The sequence below is a fragment of the Gimibacter soli genome, from assembly GCF_028463845.1.
GTDB classification, from domain to species: domain Bacteria; phylum Pseudomonadota; class Alphaproteobacteria; order Sphingomonadales; family Kordiimonadaceae; genus Gimibacter; species Gimibacter soli.
In genome coordinates this window covers 3302952-3317594 of record NZ_CP116805.1, presented here as the reverse complement: position 1 = coordinate 3317594, position 14643 = coordinate 3302952, and the positions used below count along the sequence as shown (strand labels likewise).

The window sequence follows — 14643 nt, the reverse complement described above, 5'->3', positions numbered from 1 at the left end:
ACCCTGGTACAGGCCATCGACAAGGGGACGCCAGACGTGGCCTCGCAACAAGCCAACGTTTCAGGGATTACGGGCCGGTATGCCCGGGCGCTTTTCGACCTTGCTGTCGAGAAAAAAGCGCTGGATACCGTCGAATCCGACCTTAAAACCCTCAGTGCCATGCTCGAAGAGAGCGCCGACCTCCGTGCCTTTGTTTCCTCGCCGCTCTATAGCCGCGACGAACAGCTGAAGGGCATTGCGGCCATCGGCAAGCTTGGCAAGGTCAATGACCTGACCCTCAAGTTTCTGGGTGTTCTGGCAACGAATCGCCGCCTCTCGGCGATTGCCGGCACCATCAAGGCCTTCGCGGCGCTGCTTGCTGCCCATCGTGGTGAAGTTAGCGCCGAAGTCGTAAGCGCCCGCGCGCTGACGAAGAAGCAACTCGACGCGCTGTCGAAGAAACTCAAAGCCGCCACGGGCCAAGATGTCGCCATCGACGCCCGCGTTGACGAGAGCCTTCTCGGCGGCCTCAAAGTACAAGTGGGCTCCCGCATGGTGGACAGCTCGCTCAAGACCAAACTCCAAAACCTCGCAATCGCCATGAAAGGGGTTCAGTGATGGATATCCGTGCCGCGGAAATCTCCAAGGTCCTGAAGGACCAAATTGCAAGTTTCGGCGCTTCGGCCGAAGTGACCGAAGTTGGTACCGTTCTCTCCGTTGGTGACGGTATTGCCCGCGTTTACGGCCTGGATCAGGTTCAGGCCGGTGAGATGGTCGAATTCCCCGGTGGTGTGAAGGGCATGGCCCTCAACCTCGAAACCGACAACGTCGGTGTGGTGATTTTCGGCGACGACCGCGGCATTAAAGAAGGCGACACCGTAAAACGGACCGGCGCCATCGTGGACGTTCCGGTTGGCAAAGGCCTCCTCGGTCGCGTGGTTGACGGTCTCGGCAACCCGATCGACGGCAAAGGCCCGCTCGTTGACGTTGTCCGTCAGCGCGTGGAAGTCAAAGCTCCGGGCATCATCCCCCGTAAATCGGTTCACGAGCCCGTACAGACCGGCCTGAAGGCAATTGACGCCCTCGTGCCCGTAGGCCGTGGCCAGCGCGAGCTGATCATCGGTGACCGTCAGACCGGTAAAACCGCTGTCGCCATCGACGCCTTCATCAACCAGAAGCCGGTGAACAAGGCTGCCAAGGACGACAAGGAGAAGCTCTTCTGCATCTATGTCGCCGTCGGCCAGAAACGTTCGACCGTTGCCCAGATCGTGAAGACGCTCGAAGAGCAAGGCGCTCTTGAATATTCGATCGTCGTCGCTGCAACCGCTTCGGAGCCCGCTCCGCTGCAGTTCCTTGCACCCTATACCGGTGCTGCGATGGGTGAATTCTTCCGCGACAACGGCATGCACGCCGTGATTGTGTTCGACGACCTTTCCAAACAGGCCGTCGCTTACCGTCAGATGTCGCTGCTGCTTCGCCGCCCGCCGGGACGTGAAGCATACCCGGGTGACGTATTCTATCTCCATAGCCGCCTCCTTGAGCGCGCTGCGAAGATGTCGGACGAGCGCGGCGCCGGTTCGCTGACCGCTCTGCCGGTTATCGAAACCCAGGCTGGTGACGTGTCGGCTTACATTCCGACCAACGTGATCTCGATCACCGACGGCCAGATCTTCCTCGAGACCGAACTCTTCTACAAAGGTATCCGCCCGGCAATTAACGTCGGTCTGTCGGTATCCCGCGTGGGTTCGGCTGCTCAGATCAAGGCGATGAAACAGGTTGCAGGTTCGATCAAGCTCGAACTCGCCCAGTATCGCGAGATGGAAGCTTTCGCCCAGTTCGGTTCGGACCTCGATGCCTCGACCCAGAAACTGCTGAACCGCGGTGCCCGTCTGACGGAACTGCTGAAGCAGGGCCAGTATTCGCCGCTCGCGGTTGAAGAACAGGTCGTGTCGATCTTCGCAGGTGTGAACGGCTATCTCGATGCGATCCCGACTTCGGCCGTGACCCGCTTCGAAGAGCGCTTCCTCGCCGAGATGCGCGGCAAGCACGCTGACGTGCTCGCCACCATCCGCACCGAGCAGAAGCTGTCGGACGGCACCATCGCCAAGCTGAAATCGATCCTCGATACTTTCTCGAAGTCGTTCAGCTAAGTTAACGGATCTAATGGAGAAGGGCTGGACACATGCCAAGCCTTAAAGACCTGAAAGTCCGGATCAAGTCGGTCAAGTCGACGCAGAAGATCACCAAAGCCATGAAAATGGTGGCGGCTTCTAAACTGCGCCGGGCTCAAGAGGCGGCGGAAGCCGCCCGGCCGTACGCCGAGCGTATGGAAAAAGTGCTCTCGGGCCTCGGGATGGCCGTCAAGGACCAGCCCGGTGCCTCGCCGCTCCTTATCGGCACCGGCAAGGACGATGTTGAACTGGTGATCGTTGCCACCTCCGAGCGGGGTCTGTGCGGCGGTTTCAACACCAACATTGTCAAGGCTGCCCGGGCACATATCAACAGCCTGATCGCAGCGGGTAAAACCGTGAAGATCCTGTGCGTTGGCAAGAAGGGTTACGGCGTTCTGAAGCGCGAATTCGCGTCGAAGATCATCGGCACCAAAGACCTTTCGGGCGTGAAACGCCTCGGGTTTGCTGATGCGCAGGCCATTGCAACCGACGTTCTCGACATGTTCGAGCGCGGCGAGTTCGATGTGGCGACGCTCTTCTATGCCAAGTTCCAGTCGGCTCTCGTGCAGATCACCACGAAGCAGCGCCTTATCCCGGCGCCGCTTCCGGAAGCTGCCAACGAGAACGCTGCGGACGAGCTTGGCGGGGCTGTATATGATTACGAGCCCGACGAAGGCGCGATCCTCGAAGACCTGCTGCCGCGGAACGTGGCGGTCCAGGTTTATCGCGGTCTCCTTGAGAATGCGGCATCCGAACAGGGTGCCCGGATGACGGCCATGGATAACGCCACGCGGAACGCTGGCGACATGATCGACCGTCTGACGCTGACCTACAACCGGACGCGTCAGGCCTTCATCACCAAGGAACTGATTGAAATTATCTCGGGCGCTGAAGCGCTCTAAAGTTTGCACGAAGGAGTGTAGCGATGGCTGCCACCACCAATAAAGGCCGGATTACCCAGGTCATCGGCGCTGTGGTCGACGTCCAGTTCGACGACCAACTGCCCGCCATTCTGAACGCGCTGGAAACCAAAAACGGCGATCAGCGCCTCGTTCTCGAAGTTGCCCAGCACCTCGGCGAAAACTCGGTCCGTACGATTGCAATGGACAGCACGGACGGTCTCGTTCGTGGTGCCGAAGTCACCGATACCGGTGCTGCGATCAACGTACCGGTCGGCCCCGAGACCCTCGGCCGCATCATCAACGTGATCGGCGAGCCGATTGATGAGCGCGGCCCGATCGGTCACAAGCAGACCGCTCCGATCCACGCTCCGGCGCCGGAATTCGCTGACCAGTCGACCGAGCAGGAAGTGCTCGTCACCGGCATCAAGGTTGTGGACCTTCTGGCTCCCTACGCAAAGGGCGGCAAGATCGGCCTCTTCGGCGGCGCCGGCGTGGGCAAGACCGTTCTCATCATGGAACTCATCAACAACATCGCTAAAGGCCACGGCGGTTACTCCGTGTTCGCCGGTGTGGGTGAGCGTACCCGTGAAGGTAACGACCTTTACCACGAGATGATCGACTCGGGCGTTATCAACCTCGAAGGCGAATCGAAAGCGGCCCTCGTGTACGGCCAGATGAACGAGCCTCCGGGAGCCCGCGCACGCGTTGCTCTGACCGGTCTGACCCTCGCTGAATATTTCCGCGACCAGGAAGGCCAGGACGTTCTGTTCTTCGTCGACAACATCTTCCGCTTCACCCAGGCGGGTTCGGAAGTGTCGGCACTTCTCGGCCGTATTCCTTCGGCAGTGGGCTACCAGCCGACCCTCGCGACCGACATGGGCGCGCTGCAGGAACGCATCACCACCACCAAGAAGGGCTCGATCACCTCGGTACAGGCCGTTTACGTACCTGCCGATGACTTGACTGACCCGGCACCGGCTGCTTCGTTCGCGCACCTTGACGCCACGACCGTTCTGTCGCGTCAGATCGCCGAGCTCGGCATTTACCCGGCAGTGGATCCGCTCGACAGTACGTCGCGTATTCTTGATCCGCGCGTTCTTGGCGAAGAGCATTATTCGGTTGCCCGTTCGGTGCAGGAAGTACTGCAGAAGTACAAGTCGCTGCAGGACATCATTGCCATTCTCGGCATGGACGAACTGTCGGAAGACGACAAACTGGTCGTTGCCCGCGCTCGTAAAATCCAGCGCTTCCTCAGCCAGCCGTTCCACGTTGCTGAAGTCTTCACCGGTACTCCGGGCGAATTCGTCCAGCTCGAAGACACGATCAAGGCCTTCAAGGCTATCGTCGAAGGCGTATACGATCACCTGCCGGAAGCTGCCTTCTACATGGTCGGCACCATCGCGCAGGCAATCGCCAAGGCCGAAAAACTCGCACGCGACGCCGCCTAAGGGCGGCCCGCGGATAAGGGAACATCATGAGCGATACCCTGCATTATGAAATCGTGTCGCCCGAGCGTCTTCTGAAAGACGCCGAAGCGACCATGATCGTGGTTCCGGGAACGGACGGCGATTTCGGCGTGCTGCCGGGGCATGCGCCGATGATGTCGACGATCCGCCCGGGCGTGGTCGAGGTTTATGCGTCGGAAGGTGCAGCGCCCGAGAAGCTGTTCGTGAAGGGCGGCCTCGCCCAGGTCAGCCCCAAGGGCCTGACCATCCTCGCCGAGGAAACGATCAGCCTTGACGGTGTGGACACCGCAGCGCTCGCCAAGAAGATCGCCGATACCCGTGAGGATATCGCCGATGCGAAGGACGAGCTCTCGAAAGCCCACCTCGAGAAAGAACTGGACTGGATGCTCGCGCTTGCCGATGTGGCAGCCTGAGGCTTCAGCCTGATCCAATGCAAAAGGGCGGTCCTTGTGGCCGCCCTTTTTGCTTTCAGCGCTTGCGCTTGACAGGGCCCTTCGGGACCGGTTGTGTTGAGGGCCGCAGGCTCATGACGGTCATGATCATGTCGACGGTTTTGCCATCTGATGAAAGCGGCATGCCGATGGCATCGAAGCTACGATAGTCGCGGTTCGCCCAGTCAAGCGGCAGGTCGGTGCTGAATGTGGGGTGGCGTTCGTTCACGGTCAGGGCCAGCCGCGCCGCTGTGACCTCGCCGTTCGGCAGCTCGTCCATGAAAATTCCCGTCGGATCGTTCGGCAACAGTTCAGCGAGCGCTGTGCCGACAAGCCGGTTACGGAACCGCAGCGGATCGTGCAGCACATCCACAAGCACCACAAACGGCAGGTAGGAAACCATGTCATGCGGCGAGAAGTCGGCGCGCGAGGGCATGTCGCGGTCGCCCCGGCGTTCGCACCATAGCCTGAAGACATGGACGCCGCCGGCCCAAGGCAGGTCTTCCGCATCGAAATCGGTATGGATGATGCCGCCAGCGACCTCAACCGAGCGTCTGATCATGAACGAACTCCAACTCTCTCGCGCAGGTCTACCGGTCCGGCGGATGTTTCTGGACACCCGATATTGGTAGCGCATCTTTCAGCATCAGGGAAGAATGAGCCGGGTGTCTGAAGCAATTTATCAGAGTTGCGGTGGCCTGAGGTTGATCAGGATCAGAAGCATGTCGATGGCGTCGCCATTGCGGCTGAGCGGCAGATTGACCGAATCGAAAACGCGGTGCGAACGATCAGCCCATTCGATGGTCAGTTCCTTCGCCATGATTGGCAGGCGCCAGTCGACCACCGCCTGTAGGCCCAGCATCGTCTGGTCTCCATTATGCAGGTCGCGAATCAGCATGCCGGTGGGGTCGCGCGGGAAAAGCTCGGCAATCGCGGTGCCGACAAGGCGGACGCTGCAATCCTGCTTTTCCGGCAGATAATCAAGGAGGACGACATGGGGCAGCCAGCGTTTCAGCTCCATCGGCGTAAAGTCGGCGCGCATGGGAAAGTCACGGTCGCCGCAACGGTCGCGCCACAGCCGAAAAAATTCCTGGCCCGCGAGCCAGGGAATGTCTTCGTCGTCGAAATCGACCCAATGAGTGCGATGGGCCAGGTGGACTGCCTTCGCTGCCATAAGTACCTCCCGCCTTGGGCGATATGATCCTGAAAGATGCGCCCGGTGTCAAATCAGACAGGTGGGAAGGAATTCCGGGCATGCGTAAAAAGGGCCTTGTCAGGGGGGGCGATTTGCCCCATATGCGGGGTATCTCAAAGTGCACGTGCCACGGCGCTTAGTTTCCGCAAGGTCAGTACGGGCAACGACACGGCGAGCTTTCGCGAGTTGGTTCCGGTCGCCACTTGGCCGGTCTGATTTTTGGAGGCCCCGTAGTGTCCCCGAACCTTGTAAAAGGGCAACATTGCCCTGATGTCGTCATCCTTTCCGGTCAGGATTTTGCCACAGGCGGTGTCGCGCGCGGTTTCGTGCGTTATACTGGCCCTATGCATATTTCCTATAGTGCCACCGCCTGCCGTTAAGCGGTGGGCGTCAAGGCAGCGCGACGCTGCCGACCATTCGACAAGGGGCAACAGACCCCACAAGATAACACTGGTCCAGGAAGAAGAATGTCATGGCTCACGCCCTTCAATCCGAACGCAGCCGACGCCGAGTGAACGCCTACCGCCGCGCCCTTTATCATGGTGCGCCGCTTTATCATTCCGTTGCCGAAATCATTGGCGATGTGGCCGATGACGATTCGGTGCATGTGATCCGCCCCAATGTGATCGCCGAACGCGCCCGCACCTTCGTTGCCGGCTCGCCGGGCGAGGTGCTGTTTGCCGTGAAGGCGAACCCGCATCCGGCGGTGCTGCAAACCATCTGGGAAGCTGGTGTGCGCGGCTTTGACGTGGCCTCGATGGGCGAGATTGAACTGGTGCACAGCCTGTTCCCCACTGCTCGCATGTGCTTCATGCACCCGATCAAGTCGCGCCAGTCGATCCGCCGCGCCTATGCGCTGGGTGTGCGTGACTATGCGTTCGACCATATCGACGAACTGACCAAGATTGTGGAAGAGACCGGCGGTGCCAAAGACCTTGGCCTGTTCCTGCGCCTGTCGCCGCGTTCGTCGGGTGCGGCCTATGCGCTTGCCGGCAAATTTGGCGCGACCGTGATGGAAGCCCAGCTCCTGATGGAAAAGGCCCGCCCGCTGTGCGACCGTCTGGGCCTGACCTTCCATGTGGGTAGCCAGTGCATGATCCCCGAGGATTATGCCTCCGCTATTGCCATCGCGGCTGAGCTGATCAGCGTGACTGGTGTGAAGGTAGACATGCTGGATGTCGGGGGCGGTTACCCCGTCACCTATCCGGGCATGACCCCGCCGCCGCTGCAGGACTATTTCGATGCCATCGAGGCAGCCGTGAAGAAAGAGGGCCTGACGCACCTGTCGCTGGCGCTGGAACCCGGTCGCGCGCTCGTCGCCGATGGCGGCGCCACGCTTGCCCGCATCGAGATGCGCCGCGACCAGATGCTGTATCTGAACGACGGCGTCTATGGCAGCCTCTTCGATGCCGGTACGCCGCGCTGGCGCTTCTCGACCCGTCTGTGGCGCGACGGCAAGCTCGTGGAAGGCGATGAGGAGGCCTTCGGCTTCTTTGGTCCTACCTGCGACAGTATCGACCGCATGGAAGGCCCCTTCATGCTGCCGGCCAACGCGCAGGAAGGTGACTGGGTCGAGGTGATCGGGCTGGGTGCTTACGGCCTCACCATGACCACGCAGTTCAACGGCTTCCACCAGGGGCCGATTGTCGCGCTGATCGATAATCTCTGATTGAAGGCAGGAAGGGCGCTCAGGCGCCTTTCAGATACATGCCGAAGGCATCGACAAGCGCCTCATAGATGGGGCGCTTGAAGGGCACGATTTCATCGACAAGCGCTTTTGCATCCGTCCAGCGCCAGCGGCTGAATTCGGGATGCTCGACATCGATATTGATCCCGGCCTCGTCCCCCGTGAGCCGCATCAGATACCAGTGTTGGATCTGGCCTTTGTATTTGCCGCCCCAAACCTTCCCCAGAAGATGCGGGGGCAGGTCATAGGCGAGCGGGGCGGGGGTGCGGGTGATCAGTTCCACCGCTGCTGCCGTAACGCCGATCTCTTCCTCAAGCTCGCGCAGGGCCGCCACGTCGGCTTCCTCGCCCTTGTCGATCCCGCCTTGCGGCATCTGCCACGCGCCCGGCGTGTCGATCCGTTCGCCGACGAAAATCTCGCCCTCGGCATTGATCAGCATGATACCGACACAAGGGCGATAGGGCAGGTCGCTCATGGCATGGTCCTCAGTTGACTGGCTGGCGGTCGGCAATGGCGGTGACAGGCACAAGGACAAAGCCTCGCTCGGACAGACCCTCCGCCCATTCCTTCAGCACGTCGACGGTGATCGGATAGGGCCGGGCGATGCCGACCGCCGCCCCCACCGTGCGGGCGCGGTTCTCCAGGAGCAGCAGTTCCTGCCGCATGGCGGCGGCTTCAAGCGTCTCGTCCACAAAGCCGTTGTTGATGGCAATCGGCAGGCCCATGCCGCGGGCCATGGTGGCAGCGCGGGAATAGCGCGTGGTGCGGGCGTCCACAAACAGAAGCCCCCGCCGTTCAACGGCTTCTAGGATCGGCTTCAGCGAGTCTGCTGCTGCCGTGAAGCGCGAACCCATCTGGTTGACGACCCCGACATAGCCGGTGAATTTGGCCATGCTGGTTTCCAGAAGGCGCGTGTTCTGGCGCAGGTTATTGCCGGTAAGCAGTGCCAGCGCGCCGGGGTCCATCTGCGGATATTCGATGGGTTCCATCGGCAGCAGCAGCAGGGTTTCGTGGCCGTGTTCGCGCGCGGCTTTCGTCCAGCGGTCAAGGTCGCTGCCATAGGGCGAGAAGGCGAGTGTCACCGGGCCGGGCAGGCCGGTGATCGCGGCTTCTGTGGTTCTGGCGCGAAGGCCCATTTCGCTGACGATGATGGCGATCCGCGGCGTCTTGTCGTCTGCCGGGTGCGGGCTCGCATAACGCTCCATCGGAGTCATGCCGTCATTGCTGCGTTTGGGCAGGGGGCCAAGCGGGCTTTTCTCGATCAATGCGTCATCGGCGAAGGTCGCCGGGCCGGGGCCGGGAACCGAGGCAGGCTCGCCGTGGCTTGTATCTTCGGCCTGATGCGTCTCAGCCGGTGCATCATGACCCTCTTCCGTCGTGGCGGGCGCATCGGCCTTGCCATGGTCGTCGCCTTTGGGCTTGGGTGCAGGCTCATGCGTCGGTTCGTCATGGGCGGCAGGCGGGGCCGCGAGGAATTCGATCCCCATGAACCCGCCGAGGACGAGGATCAGGCTGAGTGCCCACGCGATCAGGATGGCGTTGAGGCTGGACGGCACGCGGCAGGCTTCCTTCTGGCTGGCGGCTTCGGGCTAGGCTTGTCAGCCCTGTTCGTCATGGGGCCGGGCTTCCGCCACCTGCGGGGTGGGCAGCGCCGACATATCCTTCAGGAGCTTGATGGCATATTTCAGCTGGCGGTCCACCGGCGGGGTGGCGGCTTCGCCTTCCGCAGGTTCGGGCGTCGCCGAAATCGGGTTCAGCTTCGGATCTTCATCTTCTTCTTCACCGGTGCGGTCCACGGTCGATTGCTCGTTATGGATCGAGTTGTTGAGGTCGCTTTCGCGCCGCAGGTTCGGGCGGTGGCCATCGTTGAAGACATAAAGATCAGGCTCGATGCCGCGTTCCTGGATCGACCGGCCGGACGGCGTGTAATAGCGCGCGGTGGTCAGGCGCAGGGCCTGATCGCCATTGCGGCCGAGGCGGATTTCGCTTTGCACCGTGCCCTTGCCGAAGGTCTGGTCGCCCACAAGTACCGCGCGGCGGTGATCCTGCAGGGCGCCCGCCACAATCTCGGACGCCGAGGCCGAGTAGGCATTGACGAGCACCACGATGGGCATGCCATCCAGCATATCGCCGGCGGTGGCGTACCAGCGGTTATTGTTCTGGCGGCGGCGGCCACGGGTGGAGACGATCTCGCCGCGATCAAGGAAGTCGTCGGATACCCGGATCGCTTCGTTCAGAAGGCCGCCGGGGTTGTTCCGGAGGTCGATGATCAGGCCGTCCATCTTGTCGCCAAGCTGGGCCTTCAGTTCCTTGATCGAATTTTCAACACCGTCGCCGGTTTGCATGTTGAAGGTGGTGATGCGCAGATAGCCGATGGTTTCGTCTTCCACGCGGTGGCGCACCGACCGCACGAGGATCTTGTCGCGCATGATGTCGTAATCATGGCTGCCTTCTTCACCTTCGCGCACCACGGTGATCTTGATCATCGAGCCCACGGGGCCGCGCATCTCTTTCACCGATTCGGTTAGCGTTTTGCCGATCACCGATGTGCCATCGATATGGGTGATATAATCGCCGCCCTTGATGCCGGCCTTCTGGGCCGGGGTGTCGTCGATGGGCGAGACGACCTTCACAAGGCCATTGTCCATCTGGACTTCAAGGCCGAGCCCGCCGTATTCGCCCTCGGTCTGCACACGGACCTGCTGGAAAACTTCGGGGTTCAGGTAAGTGGAGTGAGGATCAAGCGAGCGGAGCATGCCCTGGATTGCCGCCTCGATCACTTCCTTGTCGTCCACCTCGTCCACATATTCGCTGCGGACGCGCTGGAACACGCGCATCAGAAGGTCAAGCTGCTCATAGACATCTTCGGAGGATTTGGCAGCTGCCGTTTCCTCGGCCATCGCCGGGAAAGCGCCAAGGGCCATGGGCGCCATCATCAGCGCAACTGCAGCCCGTTTGAATGAAGTCCTCATTGCCTACAACCTTCTTTCTTCTTGAGGGCGCCGTGATCCGCGTGGGATCAACGTTTGCCCCGTCCGGCCGCTGCCGTTCGCTTGGCGAGCCAGGGTTCGGGGTCCACTGGTTTCCCGCCCTGCCTCAATTCCAGATACAATTCCGTCGGTCCGCTGGTCCCGTCACCAAGGGTTCCGACAGGTTCACCGCTCAGCACCTTCTGGCCAACTTCGACCGTCAGAATCTGCATCCCGGCAATCAGGCTATGGTAGCCGCCGCCGTGGGCGATAATCAAGAGCTGCCCATAGCCCCGGAAGGGTCCGGCAAACACAATCTGGCCATCGTGGGGGGCAACCACCTGCCCGCCCGCCCGGCCATCGATCCGGATGCCCCGCGCGTGACCCACACCTTCGACCTCGCCAAAGCGGACCTTGATCCGGCCGGTGACGGGATAGGGGAGGGTCCCTTGGGCCGAAGCAAACTCCTTGCCATCCAGGGGCGCCACCGGGCGCGGCACCGGCACCGGGGCATCCTGCAGACGCGCAAGGCGCTCGGCTTCTGCGCGTTCCTCGGCGGCCTTGGCTTCAAGTTTTTCGATCAGGTCCCGCAGCGATGTGGCTTCGCGCGCCAGTTTGGCAAGCTTGTTGGCCTCGCTTTTGGCGGCGGCACTGGCCTCGGCCGCTACTGCGGCGCGTTCTTCATGAAGTGTCGCCAGCTCGGCGCGTTCGCCGGCAAGCTTTTCGACCGTGCCTTTGAGTGACAGCCGGTCAGCCGACAGGTCGGCCTGCACGGCATTCAGGGCTTCAAGCTCGGCTTTCAGGGCGCCGGCCAGCCGGTCGATCTCGGGCACCAGCGTGCCCATCACGGCGGCACTGCGCGCCGTTGTGATGGCTTCATTGGGCTGCAGAAGGGCGGTGGCCGGCGGTTTCAGTGCCAGACGCTCAAGGGCGGCGAGCAGCCCCACAAGCTCATCCCGGCGCTTGCCAAGGGCTTCGCGCTTGTTCTTTTCCTCGACCTCAAGGAGCGCGATCTTGTCTTCAAGGTCGGTCGCCGACGATTCGGTCGTCTGGATTCGCTTGGCGACAGTCACCATCCGCGCGGCAAGCTCCGCTGCTTCGCGCTCAGCCTTGGCGGCGGCTTTCTCAAGCGCTGCCTTGCGCTCCTCGGCGGTCTTGATCTCGCCTTCGATCGACTTCAGCTTGCTTGCCGGATCGCCGCTTTCCTGCGCTGCGGCGGGCAGCGAAAGGCTGCCAAGCGCCGCGAGGCCGGTACTGAGGAACAGAAGGGCGAGGCGGCGCTGCAGCATGGTCAGGCGCTGGCCCTCGCTGCCTTGGCGCCGATCAGGCTTTTGCCTGTCATCTCGGCGGGCTGGGAAAGCCCCATCAGCATCAGCATGGTGGGAGCAACATCCGAAAGGGCGCCGTCATGGAATGCCACATCGCGGTTCACAAGAAGGGCGGGTACATCGGTTGTGGTGTGCTGGGTGTGGGCCTGGCCCGTTGCTTCATCCAGCATTTCCTCACAGTTGCCATGGTCGGCGGTGATGATCATCGCGCCGTCCACCTTCTTGATCGCTGCCTCGAGCCGCGCAAGGCAGCCGTCGACCGCTTCCACAGCCTTGATGGCGGCACCAAGGTCGCCCGTATGGCCGACCATGTCGCCGTTCGCATAATTGACGATGATCGCGCCGTATTTGCCGCTTTCAATCGCTTCCACCAGCCGGTCGGTCACTTCGGGGGCTGACATTTCAGGCTTCAGGTCGTAGGTCGCAACATCGGGCGACGGGATCAGGATGCGGTCTTCGCCTTCGAACACGGCTTCCGAGCCGCCGTTGAAGAAGAAGGTGACGTGGGCATATTTCTCGGTCTCCGCGATGCGAAGCTGCGGGACATGGTTACGCGCCAGAATTTCGCCGAAGCTGTTTGTCAGTTCTTCCGATGCGAAAATAGCTGGCACAAACTCGTTCAGCGCCACCGAATATTCGACCATGCCGGCAACAGCAGCGAACCTGACGATGGGGCCACGGTCAAAGCCATCGAAGGCCGGGTCAACAAGCGCGGTCAGTATCTGGCGGGCACGGTCGGCGCGGAAATTGGCCATCAGGAGGCCGTCGCCGTCCTTCATGCCGGCATAGTCGCCGATCACGGTTGCCTTGACGAACTCATCATTTTCCTGCCGCTCGTAAGCAGCTGAAAGAGCCTCAAGCGCGCTTGGTGCCGAATGGATGCCCTGGCCCTTCACCATGGCATTGTAGGCCTGCGAAACGCGGTCCCAGCGCTTGTCGCGGTCCATCGCGAAATAGCGGCCGGTGACGGTGGCGATGGCGGTATCGGCACAGCCGGCGATCTTGGCTTCGAAATCCTTGAGGAATGCTTCGGCCGAGCGCGGCGGCGTATCGCGGCCATCGAGGAAGGCGTGGATGCGCACCGGGATGCCGGCAGCGGACAGCACCTTGGCGAGCGCCACCATATGGTCCTGATGGCTGTGTACCCCGCCGGGCGACAGCAGCCCCATCACATGGGCGGCACCACCCGATGCTTTGAGCTTGGCGATATAGCTATCAAGCACCGGCATGCCGGCAAGGCTGCCATCGGCAATCGCGGCATCGATGCGGGGCAGGTCCTGCATCACCACGCGGCCGGAGCCGAGGTTCATGTGGCCGACTTCCGAGTTGCCCATCTGTCCGTCCGGCAGGCCGACAGCGAGGCCGGATGTGGCAAGCCAGGCGCGCGGCACGCTGTTCCAGAGGCGGGTGTAGGTCGGGGTGTTGGCCAGCTTGATTGCGTTGTTGGCGCTTTCCTCGCGGTAGCCCCAGCCATCCAGAATGCACAGAACCACGGTCTTGTAAGCCACGGTCATCTCTCCTCGTTCGGGGCGGCGGGGAGGGCCGGCCCCCTGTTCGTTCCCGGGCGTCAGTCCCGGTGATACGGGTGTCCGGCCGTGATCGACCACACCCGGTAAAGCTGTTCGGCAATCATCGCGCGCACCAGCATGTGCGGCCATGTGAGCGTGCCAAGCGCGAGGGTGAGTTCCGCCCGCTGCCGCACGCTTTCATCAAGGCCGTCGGCACCGCCGATAATGACCGCAAGACTGTTAAAGCCCTGACCCGACCAGCCGTCAAACTTTTTCGCGAGATCGCGGGAGGAAAGGTGTTTGCCGCGCTCATCCAGTGCCACCACCACCGCGCCGTCCGGCACGGCGGCGAGGATGCGTTCGGCCTCGCGCGCTTTCCGCTCGTCGGCGGTTTGCGCGGGCTTCTTGATATCGATTTCATGGATATCGAGCCGCCACGGCAGGCGTTTCTGATAGGTCGAAACCAAGTCCTGCTCCGGCCCGCGTTGCATGCGGCCGACGGCTATCAGGGTAATGAACACGTCTCATCTCTCCGTGGCAGTCAGGTCTTCATCGGTGCCGCCCGGTGCGGCATCCGTTTCCTTCCTGCCACTGGCGACCGCGTCAGTTGATCGCGTCGCTGCCCTCAAGATCGGTCGCCCACATCTTGTCGAGATTATAGAAGTGGCGAACTTCAGGGCGGAAGATGTGCACAATCACATCGCCGGCATCGATCAGGACCCAGTCGGCCTGTTCGAGACCCTCGACGGCAATGCCCTTGTGGCCAATTGCCTTCAGGCCCTTGACGACATAATCGGCAAGTGCGGCGACATGGCGCTGCGAGCCCCCGTTCGCGATGACCATATGGTCGGCGATGGAGGTTTTTCCCTTGAGATCGATTGCGTTGATTTCGGTCGCCTTGTTGTTGTCAAGGCAGTCGATGACGGTGCTGAGGATGTCCTTCGTGGAAAGGACCGGGCCGTTGTTGACGCTATGCGTCTCCATGTTGGCGAGCAATGAGTTCTCCT

At 61.7% G+C, this 14643-nt stretch carries 15 protein-coding genes; 6 read left to right on the top strand and 9 right to left on the bottom strand.

The window, feature by feature from the left end; all coding sequences use genetic code 11:
- Nucleotides 1–36: 36 nt before the first annotated feature.
- Genes PH603_RS15270 through PH603_RS15250 form a run of 5 tightly spaced genes read left to right on the top strand, consistent with a single transcriptional unit; the run spans nucleotide 37 to nucleotide 4931 of the window.
- Nucleotides 37–597 carry a F0F1 ATP synthase subunit delta gene (locus tag PH603_RS15270; RefSeq protein ID WP_289503592.1) on the top strand — a complete coding sequence of 187 codons (561 nt, stop codon included), beginning with the start codon at nucleotides 37–39 and terminating at the stop codon, nucleotides 595–597.
- Complete coding sequence (atpA, locus tag PH603_RS15265) at nucleotides 597–2129, top strand: F0F1 ATP synthase subunit alpha (protein ID WP_289503590.1); 1533 nt, start codon at nucleotides 597–599, stop codon at nucleotides 2127–2129. Before PH603_RS15270 ends, atpA begins: the two co-directional genes overlap by 1 nt.
- Before the next feature lie 32 nt (nucleotides 2130–2161).
- A complete protein-coding gene (locus PH603_RS15260) occupies nucleotides 2162–3052 on the top strand; it encodes a F0F1 ATP synthase subunit gamma (RefSeq protein ID WP_289503588.1) in 891 nt (296 codons plus the stop codon).
- 23 nt (nucleotides 3053–3075) lie between these two features.
- Nucleotides 3076–4500 carry a F0F1 ATP synthase subunit beta gene (gene atpD / locus PH603_RS15255; protein ID WP_289503586.1) on the top strand — a complete coding sequence of 475 codons (1425 nt, stop codon included), beginning with the start codon at nucleotides 3076–3078 and terminating at the stop codon, nucleotides 4498–4500.
- 26 nt (nucleotides 4501–4526) lie between these two features.
- Entirely contained in the window at nucleotides 4527–4931 is a 405-nt protein-coding gene (locus PH603_RS15250; protein WP_289503584.1) for a F0F1 ATP synthase subunit epsilon, read from the top strand.
- A 55-nt stretch (nucleotides 4932–4986) separates the two neighbouring features.
- Here the strand turns inward: PH603_RS15250 and PH603_RS15245 are convergent, their stop codons facing one another.
- On the bottom strand, nucleotides 4987–5511 hold the full coding sequence (locus PH603_RS15245) for a PAS domain-containing protein (RefSeq protein ID WP_289503582.1): 525 nt from the start codon (nucleotides 5509–5511) through the stop codon (nucleotides 4987–4989).
- Nucleotides 5512–5631: 120 nt separating this feature from the next.
- A complete protein-coding gene (locus PH603_RS15240; protein WP_289503580.1) occupies nucleotides 5632–6123 on the bottom strand; it encodes a PAS domain-containing protein in 492 nt (163 codons plus the stop codon).
- Between the two features lie 493 nt (nucleotides 6124–6616).
- Between PH603_RS15240 and PH603_RS15235 the strand changes: the two genes are divergently transcribed.
- On the top strand, nucleotides 6617–7813 hold the full coding sequence (locus PH603_RS15235) for a type III PLP-dependent enzyme (protein WP_289503578.1): 1197 nt from the start codon (nucleotides 6617–6619) through the stop codon (nucleotides 7811–7813).
- A 19-nt stretch (nucleotides 7814–7832) separates the two neighbouring features.
- On the opposite strand, the gene PH603_RS15230 is transcribed toward PH603_RS15235, so the two are convergent.
- The 7 genes from PH603_RS15230 to rsfS all read right to left on the bottom strand — a co-directional run bounded on the left by PH603_RS15230 (nucleotide 7833) and on the right by rsfS (nucleotide 14632).
- Nucleotides 7833–8306 carry an RNA pyrophosphohydrolase gene (locus tag PH603_RS15230; RefSeq protein ID WP_289503577.1) on the bottom strand — a complete coding sequence of 158 codons (474 nt, stop codon included), beginning with the start codon at nucleotides 8304–8306 and terminating at the stop codon, nucleotides 7833–7835.
- 10 nt (nucleotides 8307–8316) lie between these two features.
- The gene (locus tag PH603_RS15225; RefSeq protein WP_289503576.1) at nucleotides 8317–9387 is read right to left on the bottom strand and encodes a divergent polysaccharide deacetylase family protein; all 1071 of its coding nucleotides are present in this window, start codon (nucleotides 9385–9387) and stop codon (nucleotides 8317–8319) included.
- 42 nt (nucleotides 9388–9429) lie between these two features.
- Nucleotides 9430–10803: a S41 family peptidase gene (locus tag PH603_RS15220; protein WP_289503574.1), complete on the bottom strand. Its 1374-nt coding sequence runs from the start codon at nucleotides 10801–10803 to the stop codon at nucleotides 9430–9432.
- Nucleotides 10804–10850: 47 nt separating this feature from the next.
- On the bottom strand, nucleotides 10851–12089 hold the full coding sequence (locus tag PH603_RS15215; RefSeq protein ID WP_289503572.1) for a murein hydrolase activator EnvC family protein: 1239 nt from the start codon (nucleotides 12087–12089) through the stop codon (nucleotides 10851–10853).
- 2 nt (nucleotides 12090–12091) lie between these two features.
- A complete protein-coding gene (gpmI, locus tag PH603_RS15210) occupies nucleotides 12092–13642 on the bottom strand; it encodes a 2,3-bisphosphoglycerate-independent phosphoglycerate mutase (protein WP_353507356.1) in 1551 nt (516 codons plus the stop codon).
- A gap of 53 nt (nucleotides 13643–13695) precedes the next feature.
- On the bottom strand, nucleotides 13696–14157 hold the full coding sequence (gene rlmH / locus PH603_RS15205; RefSeq protein ID WP_289503568.1) for a 23S rRNA (pseudouridine(1915)-N(3))-methyltransferase RlmH: 462 nt from the start codon (nucleotides 14155–14157) through the stop codon (nucleotides 13696–13698).
- An 82-nt stretch (nucleotides 14158–14239) separates the two neighbouring features.
- Nucleotides 14240–14632 (bottom strand): ribosome silencing factor, encoded by a 393-nt coding sequence (gene rsfS, locus PH603_RS15200; protein WP_289503566.1) that lies wholly within the window; start codon nucleotides 14630–14632, stop codon nucleotides 14240–14242.
- Nucleotides 14633–14643: the final 11 nt, after the last annotated feature.